A 12,857-nucleotide genomic window follows, 5' to 3' on the forward strand; every position below is an offset into this window, starting at 1 on the left:
TCTTCAGGCAACTTTTGCCTGATTATTCTCATTCATTTCCGGGAATAATATCTTCGCCTTTTCCGGCAACAGGCGGCAGAACAGCTCTTTGTACCGTTCATATGCCTGGTTGTTGAGCGGTGCTTTCAAACAAGTAAGGCTCCAGACCAGCAATTCTTCTTCCTCTGTGTCATACTTTCCAGGTGTAAAGCCATTGCCGTTATAAACCGGCCTTGGCGGTTTGCTGATTTCCTGCAGCTCTCCTTTTGTTTTAGCTTTCTGAATCATTCCTGTCTTTTTCCGGACAAAGCCTAATATAATCTCATCCAGCATCCCTCGCTCCTGATAACGCCAGGCTCGCTGAAAGATTAACTGGAGTGTTTGTATCCGCTCTTCTTCAAGCACACTGTTTCCTTTCCATCCAATTTCCTCCCGTGCTTTCTCATATTCAGCTTCCAACATGATACTTTCCTCCATAAAAAAGACCGGCATGGTGTCTTCCTTTTCCATACCGGCGCTGTTTTCTGTTCCTATACTTTTCTTCTTCAATTTGCTATTTCCTCTGTCAATTTCCCGTGGACAATGTACCGATAGTCACGTCTAGAGCTGACACAGGTGGAAAGTGTCACCACCCGGTCTGTTTCCACGACTTCCACACCGGTATCATATCCCGCATAGGAGCGGATCTGCTTCAGAAAAGCCTGAAAGTCTGTCTCTTCCGGAAACGCATAGGTGTAAGCCTCGCTCCCCACATACCCGGCATAACAGGAGAAAATCTGATATTTCAGTACCTTCCCCGGCACATACAGGTAAAAATAAGAAGAAGCCTCCCACAGAGCCCGATCCTGATAATGGGAGAGGGTTCCAAACATACTGCCGTTTTTCATATTGTGACCGTATACAATGGTGTTTGGATCCGTGAAATCCGGCTGGTTATGCCAGTCCGCAAAGATACTGCCGCTGCTGTTGTACTCCCCGGTAAACAGATGATGCAGATAATAAGCATTATCGGTTCCCTGTACCACCGGATAACTGATGGAAAGGCCGGGAATATCAATCCAGGCGATCACGTCCGAGTTCACAGCCTGCAGTCCCTCAAAATCAATCTGCAAATATCCGTCCGGTTCCACATCGCTTTTGTCTGGTTCCGGCTTATCCTCCGGATCCTCCACAAATGAGGCAAGCTCTTCGTAGGTATCTTCGCCCTCCTGGTATTCTCCATAGATTCCTCTCAGTTTCCACGCAGAAAAAGCAAGGGCGCCGATGGCAAGCAGGATCCCTGCCAGAAACAGCAGCTTTTCTCCTTTTCTCATGCTTCCACTCCCTTCTGTTTCTGCAAAGGGGCTGACGTCGCAGCCCGCTTTGCGTAATAATAATCATCTATACCTTTGATTTTTCCATTCCAGTTACCATCTGCATCCTGGTCCCAGATCATACGGCTAACCGGCAGGGACAACTCCTGACAGATCCCATAGACTTTTCCACAGGCGTTCTGGATGATCCGGCGCTTTTCCACCTTGTATGGACAGTTTGCCGGCGTCCCCCTTTCATTGCAGACAGCACATTTATGATAATGCCTATCACAGTCTGTTTTCAGCTTCTTGTCCATGTCAAACGCCTCAAAGAGAAATTTCATTTTTCTCTGCTGAAATTCCTCCAGAACCGGACGCAGGCTCCGGTACATATTCACACCCGCCAGGCAGATAAATGTATGCCCGGACAGGTAATGGGCAATCGAGCCTTTCAGTCCGCCCTCCGTCAGATAGACGTTTTCCGCATCCAGATCTCCGATCACATGAACCGGGCTTCCGGAAGAAACACCGCTTGGATAGCCCGCACTGGAAAACCAGAGATATTTGTTGTTATCCCTGGGATGATCCAGACGGATCTGACACGCCTGTATCTTTCCATCCATGGATTCCACAGGAACCAGGAAGCCGGAGTTCTTCGTCTTGAAATTTAGCGTCCAACGCTCCTCCGTATCCCGATAAAATCCCGGCACACCTTCCAGCACACAGCCTCTCTCCTGAAGTGCCTCTGCAATCTTACGCAGCCCATACATCGGAACACTCCGGTAACGCCGTTCTTTTATCTGTTCGATTGTAAGCCCCCGGGAGAGCAAGTTTTCCCTATGTATACTGTAAAGAGGAAGCTGATCCAGCAATTCCGTATAGGTACGGTGTCGTTCATCCAGTGACGCAAGGTTCGACTGCACAGGTTCTTCCTTTTCTTCCTGTACCCTTGTCTGACGCACCTGCCGGTATTCTCCCCGGTTAAGGGCTTCCCGGATCTCACGGTTTGCTTCAGAAAGCGTCAAATTATGCAGCTCGCCATAGAGACTTAGCATCCCGCCAGATTTATCACAGCGGTTGCACCGGAATACATTCTTTGCCGGGTTAATGTTAAACCGCCCTTTGGTATCGCCGCAGAAGGGACAATCATAGTAATTTCCCCGTCGCTTATGGAGCCTCAGAAGATTGACCACATCTAAAATGTCATAATCAAAATCCGGTCCGTCATACATCCATGCCCGTCCTCCTTTCTCCCGCAGCCCTTTGACAGACTGCGGGTATTGTGTATTTCTTTATCCTGCAAGCGGCAGGGCCTGATTCAACAGCACCCTGGCTGCCGCCGGGATCAGGTTGTTATGCCCCCGGTAACTGGTAGCGAAATAATCCAGGCTGGAAGGGCTTTCCACAGCCACTTGCCCCATAGTTTTTCCGCCAAATTTTCCTTTTCCACCGATAACCACGGCTTTCGCCTGCTCATAGGTCATTCGATTCACCAGCTCCTCCACAGGAAGATTTTTGTCCAGCGGAATATCCGGCGCAGCCACTGTTGGTTTCATCTGTTGTACAGACGCTCCCATCATATTTCCCTGCACCTGGGCCTGACGATAGAATTGGTTCATCATGCTCTGACTAGGATTGGTTTCTGCCGGTCTGTCTGGATACGGCATATTTCCAGCGGGAGTGTTCCCGGTATAGCCGTTCTGACCACTGTAGTCCGGCTGTCCGGCATAAACCGGCTGTCCTCCATAAGAGGGAGTACCTACGGCAGCTTCCGGATATTGCGGCGGTGCAGGGATTCCCGCATCCACCTGCGCCGGATCGTTGCTTTCTCCCACATCCGCAAACTGGACACCAAAGCCCGCATCGGAGAGTGCCCTTCCCACGGCGGCAGTCTCTGCCATCTCTAGGAACTTGTCCCCAAACTTCGGATCCTCTGAGCGGAATTTCATAGAAAAAGCATTGGCAATATAGTTCTCCGGTGCATCTTCATGGTTCAGATAGATCCTTGCCTCTGCCAGCGCCATATTTTCGTTAAACCGAACAATGGTACTGGCGATCCGCCCCAGAGGATAGGCCAGACGGAACCAGAGTTTCCGGTACTTCACATCAAGGTAAAGCTGGTCTTCCTGATCCTCCTGTTTGATCGTGCGGGCAAATTCCAGAGGCTCAAATCCCTCTACCCGGTTCAAAGCTGCCACTGCCTGATTTTTCTGATACAGTAATTCGTTCATAAATCTGCTCCTTTCGCAAACAGGGCAGGATATCCCTCTACATAAGGAATAGCCTGCCTTTCTTCATAAGTGGAAATTATTTTTTATACTGCAAGCCGAAGCTGTTCCGGCTCACGCTCCTGAAGATACTGATAATAGTAACGGGTGATCCGCTCCCCAAGAGCTGTATTGCGCCTGCCGGCATCGTCCGTATGGACTGCCTGGCAGACCGCGTTCCATTGCCCCACCAGATACACCTTTTTCTTTGCACGGGTAATGCCTGTGTACAGGATATTCCGCTTCAGCATCATATAAAAGGCTCTCACCCAGGGGATGATGACAACATCGCACTCGGATCCCTGGGACTTGTGTATGGTAATGGCATTGGCGTGTTCGATCATCTCCAGATCTTCCGTCTCGTAGGTCACGACACGTCCATCCGGAAATTCGATCACCGTTTTTACGGTTCCTTCCTCATCCGTATAAAAATCCGTAATCCTTCCCAGGTCCCCATTGCTGGCCATCAACGTATTCTTGTTCTGAAGCACCTTATCCCCTTCCCGGTAGGTCTGCCCTCCTGCGGACAGTTCCTTTTTCCCAGGACTTGGCGGATTGATCAGGTCCTCCAGGCTCCGGTTCAGCTCGTTAGCGCCGTTTACCGTCTTTACCCGATAGGGTGTCAAAATCTGCACATGGTCCAGGCCGTTCCTTGCGGCCTCTTCCTGGTAAAGCTGGCGTACCATGGCTGCTGTCTCATCTGCCGAATTGCAGGAGATAAACTGGAAATCATCGCCAAACCCAAAATCCGTCCGGTTTGCCAACATTTTACGGGCATTTAAGTGGATGTTGCTGGTCTTTCCCTGGCGGAATACCAGATCCAGCACCGTCACAGGGATCAGCCCGCAGCCGATCAATTGCCGGAACACATCACCGGCTCCCACAGAAGGGAGCTGATCTACGTCGCCTACCAGCAGGATACGGGAGGCAGGCTTTACCCTGCGAAAAAATTCATATCCCAAATGCATATCTACCATGGATACTTCATCCAGATTTAAGAAACCGGCCTCCAGATATTCTACTGCGTCTTCATAATTGGCAAAGTCACCCAGAAGCCCCAGAGCCATGTGCATCGTTGAGGCGTCTTCATGCCCGGTGCTTTCTGCCATCCGGCGTGCCGCACGCCCCGTAGGAGCCATGAGCTGCACCTGTGTCCTGCAGACCTTGGCATGGATATAAAGGATAACCTTTAACACGGTGGTCTTCCCGGTCCCAGGCCCACCGGTAATAATACTGATCTGGTTTTGGAACACCATACGCACTGCCTGTTTCTGCTTCTCTGACAGGGTGATCGCCAGGGCAGTCTGGGCCTGCGCCAATTCCTTTTCGATGTCATACGCCTCGCCCTGGTCCAACAGACGCCGGGCGATCATGGAAGCAGTCTGGTTTTCTTCTTCATACTGTTTCTTCACATACACCCGCTCGCCGTCTACCACAATGCTTTCCTGCATCACCAGCCGGTAGAGTACCCGCTGGATATCTGTTTCTGTCACTGCCTGATTCGGAAGATCCTGGTTCAGCATGGTATATGCCCGCTGGATCAGCTCCGGACGCTCCAGGAACAGATGTCCCTCCTCCTTCATGGCTGATTCCATGAGATGGGAGAGACAGCCTGAAATCCGCATGGGATCATTGAGTGCCTGGCAGTTCTGCCGTCCAATGGCATCCACTGTTAAAAAGCCAAACCCTTTCACAGCGCAGAGCTGATAAGGCCTGTGACGGACAATCTCCACGGACTCATTGCGAAACCGCTGGAGGATCAGGTTCACCTTTTTAGGCGTTACCTTATAGGGTGCCAGGAATGTCATGAGTTCCCGGAACACCTTGTTTTTTCCGTAGGACTCCACAATCCCCTTCAGCTTTTTCTGGGAAATTCCTTTTACCTTCAGAAGCTCCTGGGGATGTTCTTCCATGATTTCCAGCGTATTAAGGCCAAATTCTTTGTAAATGGCCTCTGCAACTTTTGGCCCCACACCCTTTACAGAACCGCAGGAGAGGTATCCTAAGATCCCCTCCTTCGTGCGCGGCACGATCTCCATGAAATTTTCCACCTGATACTGCAGGCCGTGGCTGGACTTTTCCCACTGTCCTTCCATCTCAATCTCGATCTGGTCAGACTGGGGCAGGTCAAAGCCTATGGCGGTAAACCCGATCACTTTCTGGCCCTGTAAGTATTTGTCTCTGGCAGCAAGCGGTACAGAAGCATCCTTCGTCGTAAACACCGCAATGGTGTATCCATTCTCCTCATTCAGAAATATGGTTTTCCGGTATCTGCACCGCATATTCGATCTCCTTCCAATTTTTTATCTTCCGTAACTGAAACGGATCCCGGCCTCCTTCGAGCCAGTACACCTCCTTCCCGGTATCATGGGCATAACGGATTTCTCCTTCCATGCCGGAAGAAATCCTGCCGCCACAGATAATCAGCACATCACAAAAGTCTAAAAGCTGTTTTCCAATGGAAAGCGCCAGCTTCCGTTCCTCTGGTATGGTGTCATCCAGCATCAGCGGCAGATAGGCATGGGAGGCATACGTGCGGCAGTGGAATACCTCTCTGATCGTATCCAGATATGCCTTCGCAAGCCCCATGTTAAACATTCGTTCTTCCCGGGTTTTTGCAGACAACGGAGAGCAGATATACGCTCTTTTTCCTTTTAACATCACGCCGCCTCCTTCTTTAACCGGAAGATCCGGTTTTCTGTTTCTGTAGCATACTCTTTGAAAATATCCGGATGCTGCATTTTCAGCTTTTCAAGATTTTCTTTCCCGATCATCGTCCTGCGTGTCGGGTTAAAGGTAATCTTGTAACGGTTGGTTCCGTCTTCCAGAAAGGCCTTGCATCCCTGTCCCATCAGCTCCACAAAGGGAACACTGATCGCACGCTGTTCTGCGTCAATTTCCTTCTTGCGCTTCTCCAAACGAGATTTTTCATCTGATAAAGCAAGATACTTTTCCAGGCTTCTGGAATCCAGCGTTGTGATCGGGATTTCCGGGATCGACTTATCAGCATAGCCGCTGTAACGGCGGATGCTGGCAAGCACCAGATCCGGTTTTCCCACCAACGGCGGTTCCACCTTCTTCTCTACAAATTCACGCCAGAAATATCCTTCCTGCTCGATGATATCCTGCTCTTCCATGAGATCACGCTCCAGAGAACGGTATACAAAGTCGTTCTCGTTATTTCCCCACAGACACGCAATAAATGCATGACTGATGTTCACCACCGACATATAGTGCCGCACCTGATAGACATAGTGCTCCGGGATTTTCCCGTCATCCCACTTCTCTTTGGCGTTATAATTACAGGTTTTGCACTCCAGTATGGCAAAGCTGCCATCCGGCATACGCACAAAGAAATCAATATCGGCAAGCATAAACGGGTAAAGCGGATGCCGGAACATAATCCGCACGGGAAACACCTCCAGGCCGGTTTTCTTAGAGAAAATCTCCGCTACCAGATCCTCCAGTCTGTGTCCAAATTCCTTGGCAACCCAGTTGGCTTCAGGTTCCTCAATCACCGGGGTAACGCCGATCTTGTCATAGTAAAGATCACGGCTGGTAACAAAAGGCGAGATTCCCATGATAGCGGCCACATCACTGCCTCCGATACCCAAACGGCGGAATGCGAGCCATTGCTCTCTGGAGAGGGTACTGATATCCACGACCTGTTCCGGTTCATAATCCATTTGTAACGTCTGTTTCATAAGCTCCTCCTTAACACTTAACGGCGCCATATACATCAAATTCCTTCCAGTCCATGGCAAGGGCCCTGGTCAGGTTTTCCTCCATCCGCAAAAGCTGGCTGCCGGTAACTCCCTGGCAGGCGGCATAGAAGGGTGCCTCGTTCATGGCATAGTAAAGGTCATGGGCCGTACAGGTCTGTTCCCCGTTCTGTGCCACGTACATCTCCACCACTTCATTACGGATCGCCGCCTTGATTTTCAGCTTTTTCATCAGTAACCTTAAGCAGTTCACCGGGTTATGGATCTCGATTTCCAGAAGCGCTGCCAAACGCTCTGTGGCATCCTGATATCTTGCATACACTTCTTTCAAATTGTTGCGGTAATCCAGGATTGTGCTGTGGTTCCTGTGCGCCAGAGTGATCGGACTTCCCAGGCTGAGCGTATGGTTGTTCCCGTCTGTCAGCAGCATAGGATACAGATTGACACCGCTGGCTGCGACATCAGAAGTGGTCAGGCGCAGCGCCGGTGTAAGATTCTTTCCGCTTACTCCGTACCGGTCCAGCGCATCCCTGTAGGTGTCCAGAAGCTCCTGGTTCCCGGAAAGCGTCCACATGGCACTCATGACGGAATGGTCATAGGTTCCGGAGCCTTCCAGATAAGCGCTTCCACTGAAATTCGTGTGCAGATATTCACTGGTCATCTCAAAGATTGCTTTCATGTCCAGTACGCTGTAATCATGGGCGTCTCCTCCGTGGACTGCAGAGACTTTTCCATCCGCAATCTTGATGAGGCATTCCCCTTTCGCTGCTTTCAGGCAGCAATTCACAACCTTTGCATAAGTTGCCAGATCCAGCTTTCGCAGGCCGTCCCCGCCGATACCGGCACGTCCTAAGATTGTCTGGATCGCACAGTTCCGGACCGGATATGCCTCGCCTCGTACCTTCAGTACAAGCCGGGTGTGCTTTTCCGTATCCTTCAGGATTTCCTCCATCTCTGCGTCTCCGTTATCCAGGTTGTCCGCCTCTTTTTCAAGCGGCACCAGCCGGAGGGCCCGGATGGGCTTGCGGATCCACTCTGAGGCTTTCCCTCTTCTTGAAAGAAAATCAAGCATCTCCTCTGCCGTGGCAAATGTCTTTTCAAAACCATCTGCGTAAACCATTGTTTCATTCATTGTTTCTTCCACCTTTCTTTAAAATAATTATCCATAAACAGCCGAAGCTGATTGTGGCAGGCCACATACATACACAAAAATCCGGCAGAAACATTTTCTTCCGGATAAACGGCAACAAAAAAGGATGAGCAGAGAAACCTCTTGTTTTCTCCATTCATCCTTTTCCAATCTGGTTCTTCACCGATAAAACAAAAAAAGTGCCACACAGCCATTTCAGGCATACGGTGACACTTCACTACAAACATAAACAACTTATGCCGGGAAAAGCTCCTGCTTTTCCTCTTCATGTACGGGATTTCTCAAAATCCCAAAACATGATCCCCCGCCGGGGAACGCATAAAAAAGAACTATATCAGTATAGTAGCACAGGATATAGGTGCTGTCAATTTGTTTTATACTATATATGGTATGCAATAACGGTATAAATATCCTATTTTGTGGTTTTTGTTTCCTCCTCGCTGATAAACGTGATCTGTCTTGCCATAAATTCCTCACAGCTTGTCAGAGTTTTTCCATGCTTCTTCTGCTCCTCACTGGCATTTTGATTACATCGTTCTTCAAAGATACATCCCTCACAGTTGTTTGCCAGCGCCCTGCGGACCCATTTCAATTCTTCCTGCGTACCTATGATTTTCATTAAAAACACCTCATTAACATCATACCCTAAAACAGCAGTTCTATCACATTTTTTTGCAATCAGGTATATAGCAGTAAATTCCGGTTATATTCCGTAATATGAGCATTTATATAGTGAATAACTCTATTTTATTCCGTAATTTGCCGGAAGTAAATAGTTTAAAATCGAAGGAAGATGTAGGAAGAGAGGTGGATGACATGGAGAAAAAATTTATCGGTGACAGGATTACCGAACTGCGGATAAAAAAGAATGTATCCGAATATCAGATGAGCCTGGATCTCGGCAAAAACAAAAGTTACATCCAGTCCATTTCTTCCGGGCGCTCCCTGCCTACCATGGAGAACTTCCTGGAAATCTGCGAATATCTGGAAGTAACTCCCTGCCAGTTCTTCGATACAGCTCTTCACAATCTTCCTCTATACGAAAAAGCGGCTGACTTATTAAAGCAGCTCGACGATGAGGATATGATCGCTGTAATCAGTATACTACATCGGCTCGCTGCCAGACACAAATAATTTTCAGAGGCTGTCCACACGGACAGCTTTTTTTCTATTTTTTTACACATTCTGCATTTTCTCCGCTATTTCCCTTACAAATGGCAAAATAGAGTACCTTGAAAATTTCACACCCTCCCGGAAGAGGGATACGGGTGCCTGCAGATAGTGCAGCATGATGCGTGCCTGCAGGCTTTAAGATTGCATAGCAACGCCGAAGACGCGGCTTGGGAAGGCGCAGGAACTGGCTTCCAGGGAGACTTATCTCAATCATCTATTTATCAGGGAGGTATCTATACGAAAAAAAGCGAGACATACGCATCCGTATTCAAAAACTATCCGGATGTTGTAACTGTAGAACAAATGAGTGAAATGTTAGGAATTAGCACTAAAACCGCCTATAAACTGCTTAAAGAAAATAAAATAAAGCATTTTATGATAGGGCGGATCTACAAAATTCCGAAATATTATATTCTAACCTATCTGGAAATTCTTGACCAGAACAATAGCAACAAGTAATTTCTGTCACAGGTACTGCCAATTTTGTGCCAGCATGGTATAATATCCATGCCAATACGTGAAGTTGACTGTTACCCTGTAAAGGAGGTTTGAATTATGGTAGCAGGTCATCTTCGAGAGCAGAATGGCATTTACCAAATGATATTATGTTACAAAGACACGAACAACAAGCGGTGCAGTAAATCAATCAGCACCGGGCTTCCGGTAAAAGGAAATAAAAAGAAGGCGGAAGCACTTCTGGCACAGACGAGAAAAGAGTTTATCCCTCCAATCTGGAATAAGGATACACACGTTCATGTGTTTCTAGTGGAGTGGATACAATATGCTCCTCTGGAGGCAGCCGAATTTTCTCAGTACAAGCACCATATCAACCGATGGATTGTGCCCTATTTTAAAGAGCATATCAGCAGCATCAGTGAGTTGTCCGTTCAAGAACTGGAACAGTATTTTTCCTCACTCAGAAAAGCCGACAATCCACAGATTGCTGGTTCGCAACATTTAATCTCTACCAGTCATCACATTTTACTGATGGCTTTCAGCCATGCAGTTAGTAGTGGTTGGGTTGAAAAAAATCCTTTGGTTTCGATCAATCCGGAGACAGGGAAAGGTGAGATTCTGTTTGCAGACTTCATTTTGAAATGGCTTGCAGTCATCAAGTACAAGGTGCAAATTACAACATATGCAGGATACCGCAGTAATGTAGAGAAAAGGATAGAACCCTATTTTCGTGAAAGAGGATACACGTTAAATGAGCTTTCAGACAATCCAGAGTTTATTCAGGACTATTATACCTATGAACTGGAAGAACGGCATGTAAAGCCAAATACGGTCATCAGACGCCATGCTAACATCCATAAGTGTCTTGACTATGCTGTACAATTAAAATTGCTAAAGGATAATCCAGCAGACCGGGTACAAAGACCAGAAGAGAACACTTATGAGGCTCAATACTATACAAACGAAGAAATGGTACAGCTTTTTAAAGCTGCTCATGGGGATCCGCTTGAAATCTGCATATTTCTTGCCGCATTTTATGGTATGCGTCGCAGCGAAGCACTTGGAGTGAAGTGGTCCAGAATTGATATGGTGAACAAGACCATCACTGTAAACCATGTGGTAACAGATATCTATATTGACGGGCATTGTCAGCGTGTCATCAAAGACAAGACAAAATCAAAATCAAGCACACGCAAGCTACCATTAGTCCCGCCATTTGAGGCAGTCCTTAAATATGTTTATCAGAAGCAGCACTATCAGCAGTACGTCTGCGGCGATTCCTATTGTAAGGAATATCTGGATTACATCAATAAGACAGAAACCGGAGAACTTATAAAGCCAGGCTATGTGACGGATCACTTCCAGTTACTACTGAAAAAGAATGGTCTGCGACGGATCCGCTTTCATGATCTCCGCCATAGCTGTGCATCCTTATTGTATTCATATGGCGTTGACCTCAAGGCTATTCAGCATTGGTTAGGACACAGTACGATCTCAACGACTGCAAACATTTATACACACTTTGATTACGACCAGAAGGTAAACACAGCAAATGCAATGATCCAGTCCCTGCCCGCAAGTGTTTTTCCGGGCATAGGTGTGAACTAAAAAGAAAAAAGACTAAAACAATCTGTCTTAGTCTCTTTACCAAATGCCGGTGGCCGGACTCGAACCGGCACGGAAATTACTCTCCGAAGGATTTTAAGTCCTTTGCGTCTGCCAATTCCGCCACACCGGCAAATATGTGTACACCCAACCCGCTGTAAACAGCTACAAACACCTCAAATTTTGGAGGGATGTTTTGGAGGGATGCAAGCACATTTGCTAAATATGAAATTTTAAGATCCTTGATTTTTCAAGGAAAATCTGCCACAACTTAACAATCCATCCATTGGATTTTAAGTCCCTTGCGTCTGCCTATTCCGCCACACGCGCGCACTATATATATGGGACCTACAGGGCTCGAACCTGTGACCCTCTGCTTGTAAGGCAGATGCTCTCCCAGCTGAGCTAAGATCCCACATAACGACCCAGAAGAGACTCGAACTCTCGACCTCCGCCGTGACAGGGCGGCGCTCTAACCAACTGAGCCACTGGGCCTTATTAAATTAAATGGACCTTCGGGGACTCGAACCCAGGACCGATCGGTTATGAGCCGATTGCTCTAACCAGCTGAGCTAAAGGTCCATTATATGTCCCTTTCAGGAACAAAGCCGATGATCGGACTCGAACCGATAACCTGCTGATTACAAATCAGCTGCTCTGCCAATTGAGCCACATCGGCATATTGCCTATACTTTGAACAAATATACCTTTTATTCAATTGCACTTTGTGCAAATGACTCCAACGGGAATCGAACCCGTGTTACCGCCGTGAAAGGGCGATGTCTTAACCGCTTGACCATGGAGCCAAATTCTTTGATATCACTTCTATCAGCGACCGAAATAAATATTACCATAATCTTTTTGTTTTTGCAAGTGATTTCTTTAAAAAAATTCACTTTTCTTATGATAATCATCTTTCATAAAAAAAGCCATAGTTAAAATACAGCTATGGATTCTTTTTAAGCTCCCCGAGTTGGGTTCGAACCAACGACCCTTCGGTTAACAGCCGAATGCTCTACCGCTGAGCTATCGAGGATTACCTTTATTGAAGTATACCTTCAAAACTGCATACAAAGTTTTTTCATCCATCTTGTTCCTATCACCTGTTCTGGTTATGCCCTCGACCTATTAGTAACAGTCAGCTCCATGTGTTACCACACTTCCACCTCTGCCCTATCTACCTCGTCGTCTTCAAGGGGTCTTACTAACTTGA

General features: G+C 47.6%; 12 protein-coding genes, 7 tRNA genes and 1 rRNA gene. 3 read left to right on the top strand and 17 right to left on the bottom strand.

Features of this window, described 5'->3' with window-relative positions:
• Positions 1-3 precede the first annotated feature (3 nt).
• From LQE94_RS12715 to LQE94_RS12755, 9 genes are all read right to left on the bottom strand, one after another.
• Complete coding sequence (locus LQE94_RS12715) at positions 4-528, bottom strand: hypothetical protein (protein ID WP_087162144.1); 525 nt, start codon at positions 526-528, stop codon at positions 4-6.
• A complete protein-coding gene (srtB, locus tag LQE94_RS12720) occupies positions 525-1,292 on the bottom strand; it encodes a class B sortase (protein ID WP_087162145.1) in 768 nt (255 codons plus the stop codon). The genes LQE94_RS12715 and srtB overlap by 4 nt, the downstream gene beginning before the upstream one ends.
• The gene (locus tag LQE94_RS12725; protein ID WP_240577888.1) at positions 1,289-2,503 is read right to left on the bottom strand and encodes a CHC2 zinc finger domain-containing protein; all 1,215 of its coding nucleotides are present in this window, start codon (positions 2,501-2,503) and stop codon (positions 1,289-1,291) included. Before LQE94_RS12725 ends, srtB begins: the two co-directional genes overlap by 4 nt.
• A 60-nt stretch (positions 2,504-2,563) precedes the next feature.
• Complete coding sequence (locus LQE94_RS12730; RefSeq protein WP_240577889.1) at positions 2,564-3,502, bottom strand: hypothetical protein; 939 nt, start codon at positions 3,500-3,502, stop codon at positions 2,564-2,566.
• A gap of 83 nt (positions 3,503-3,585) precedes the next feature.
• Positions 3,586-5,820 carry an SF1B family DNA helicase RecD2 gene (gene recD2 / locus LQE94_RS12735; protein ID WP_240577890.1) on the bottom strand — a complete coding sequence of 745 codons (2,235 nt, stop codon included), beginning with the start codon at positions 5,818-5,820 and terminating at the stop codon, positions 3,586-3,588.
• A complete protein-coding gene (locus LQE94_RS12740) occupies positions 5,783-6,199 on the bottom strand; it encodes a DUF7768 domain-containing protein (protein WP_015573099.1) in 417 nt (138 codons plus the stop codon). The genes recD2 and LQE94_RS12740 overlap by 38 nt, the downstream gene beginning before the upstream one ends.
• Positions 6,199-7,278 (bottom strand): lambda-exonuclease family protein, encoded by a 1,080-nt coding sequence (locus LQE94_RS12745; protein WP_204245554.1) that lies wholly within the window; start codon positions 7,276-7,278, stop codon positions 6,199-6,201. The genes LQE94_RS12740 and LQE94_RS12745 overlap by 1 nt, the downstream gene beginning before the upstream one ends.
• Positions 7,253-8,392, bottom strand: coding sequence for a transposase (locus LQE94_RS12750; RefSeq protein ID WP_240577891.1), 1,140 nt, complete (start codon positions 8,390-8,392; stop codon positions 7,253-7,255). Before LQE94_RS12750 ends, LQE94_RS12745 begins: the two co-directional genes overlap by 26 nt.
• A gap of 430 nt (positions 8,393-8,822) precedes the next feature.
• A complete protein-coding gene (locus LQE94_RS12755; RefSeq protein WP_204930482.1) occupies positions 8,823-9,029 on the bottom strand; it encodes a 2-ketoisovalerate ferredoxin oxidoreductase in 207 nt (68 codons plus the stop codon).
• Positions 9,030-9,142: 113 nt separating this feature from the next.
• Here LQE94_RS12755 and LQE94_RS12760 point away from each other — a divergent pair, with 113 nt between their 5' ends.
• The 3 genes from LQE94_RS12760 to LQE94_RS12770 all read left to right on the top strand — a co-directional run bounded on the left by LQE94_RS12760 (position 9,143) and on the right by LQE94_RS12770 (position 11,647).
• Positions 9,143-9,544 carry a helix-turn-helix transcriptional regulator gene (locus LQE94_RS12760; RefSeq protein WP_330638947.1) on the top strand — a complete coding sequence of 134 codons (402 nt, stop codon included), beginning with the start codon at positions 9,143-9,145 and terminating at the stop codon, positions 9,542-9,544.
• A gap of 147 nt (positions 9,545-9,691) precedes the next feature.
• Positions 9,692-10,042, top strand: coding sequence for a helix-turn-helix domain-containing protein (locus LQE94_RS16350; RefSeq protein WP_330638948.1), 351 nt, complete (start codon positions 9,692-9,694; stop codon positions 10,040-10,042).
• 96 nt (positions 10,043-10,138) lie between these two features.
• Positions 10,139-11,647: a tyrosine-type recombinase/integrase gene (locus LQE94_RS12770; protein ID WP_240577892.1), complete on the top strand. Its 1,509-nt coding sequence runs from the start codon at positions 10,139-10,141 to the stop codon at positions 11,645-11,647.
• 44 nt (positions 11,648-11,691) lie between these two features.
• Here the strand turns inward: LQE94_RS12770 and LQE94_RS12775 are convergent.
• The 8 genes from LQE94_RS12775 to LQE94_RS12810 form a co-directional block, all read right to left on the bottom strand.
• Positions 11,692-11,777 (bottom strand) — tRNA-Leu (locus LQE94_RS12775).
• 209 nt (positions 11,778-11,986) lie between these two features.
• Positions 11,987-12,059: transfer RNA gene (locus LQE94_RS12780), tRNA-Val, on the bottom strand.
• Positions 12,060-12,065: 6 nt separating this feature from the next.
• A tRNA-Asp gene (locus LQE94_RS12785) sits at positions 12,066-12,139 on the bottom strand.
• Positions 12,140-12,152: 13 nt separating this feature from the next.
• A tRNA-Ile gene (locus LQE94_RS12790) sits at positions 12,153-12,226 on the bottom strand.
• Positions 12,227-12,250: 24 nt separating this feature from the next.
• Positions 12,251-12,323: transfer RNA gene (locus LQE94_RS12795), tRNA-Thr, on the bottom strand.
• A gap of 55 nt (positions 12,324-12,378) precedes the next feature.
• A tRNA-Glu gene (locus LQE94_RS12800) sits at positions 12,379-12,450 on the bottom strand.
• A gap of 158 nt (positions 12,451-12,608) precedes the next feature.
• Positions 12,609-12,680: transfer RNA gene (locus LQE94_RS12805), tRNA-Asn, on the bottom strand.
• Positions 12,681-12,752: 72 nt separating this feature from the next.
• A 23S ribosomal RNA gene (locus tag LQE94_RS12810) occupies positions 12,753-12,857 on the bottom strand; the annotation flags it as partial.

Source organism: Mediterraneibacter sp. NSJ-151, assembly GCF_022487435.1.
Classification (GTDB): domain Bacteria; phylum Bacillota; class Clostridia; order Lachnospirales; family Lachnospiraceae; genus Schaedlerella; species Schaedlerella hominis.

Excerpts from the sequence above, each read along its gene's own strand:
- srtB (WP_087162145.1), bottom strand. The coding sequence starts at position 1,292 with ATGAGAAAAGGAGAAAAGCTGCTGTTTCTGGCAGGGATCCTGCTTGCC.
- LQE94_RS12725 (WP_240577888.1), bottom strand. The coding sequence starts at position 2,503 with ATGTATGACGGACCGGATTTTGATTATGACATTTTAGATGTGGTCAAT.
- LQE94_RS12730 (WP_240577889.1), bottom strand. The coding sequence starts at position 3,502 with ATGAACGAATTACTGTATCAGAAAAATCAGGCAGTGGCAGCTTTGAAC.
- recD2 (WP_240577890.1), bottom strand. The coding sequence starts at position 5,820 with ATGCGGTGCAGATACCGGAAAACCATATTTCTGAATGAGGAGAATGGA.
- LQE94_RS12740 (WP_015573099.1), bottom strand. The coding sequence starts at position 6,199 with ATGTTAAAAGGAAAAAGAGCGTATATCTGCTCTCCGTTGTCTGCAAAA.
- LQE94_RS12745 (WP_204245554.1), bottom strand. The coding sequence starts at position 7,278 with ATGTATATGGCGCCGTTAAGTGTTAAGGAGGAGCTTATGAAACAGACG.
- LQE94_RS12750 (WP_240577891.1), bottom strand. The coding sequence starts at position 8,392 with ATGAATGAAACAATGGTTTACGCAGATGGTTTTGAAAAGACATTTGCC.
- LQE94_RS12755 (WP_204930482.1), bottom strand. The coding sequence starts at position 9,029 with ATGAAAATCATAGGTACGCAGGAAGAATTGAAATGGGTCCGCAGGGCG.
- LQE94_RS12770 (WP_240577892.1), top strand. The coding sequence starts at position 10,139 with ATGGTAGCAGGTCATCTTCGAGAGCAGAATGGCATTTACCAAATGATA.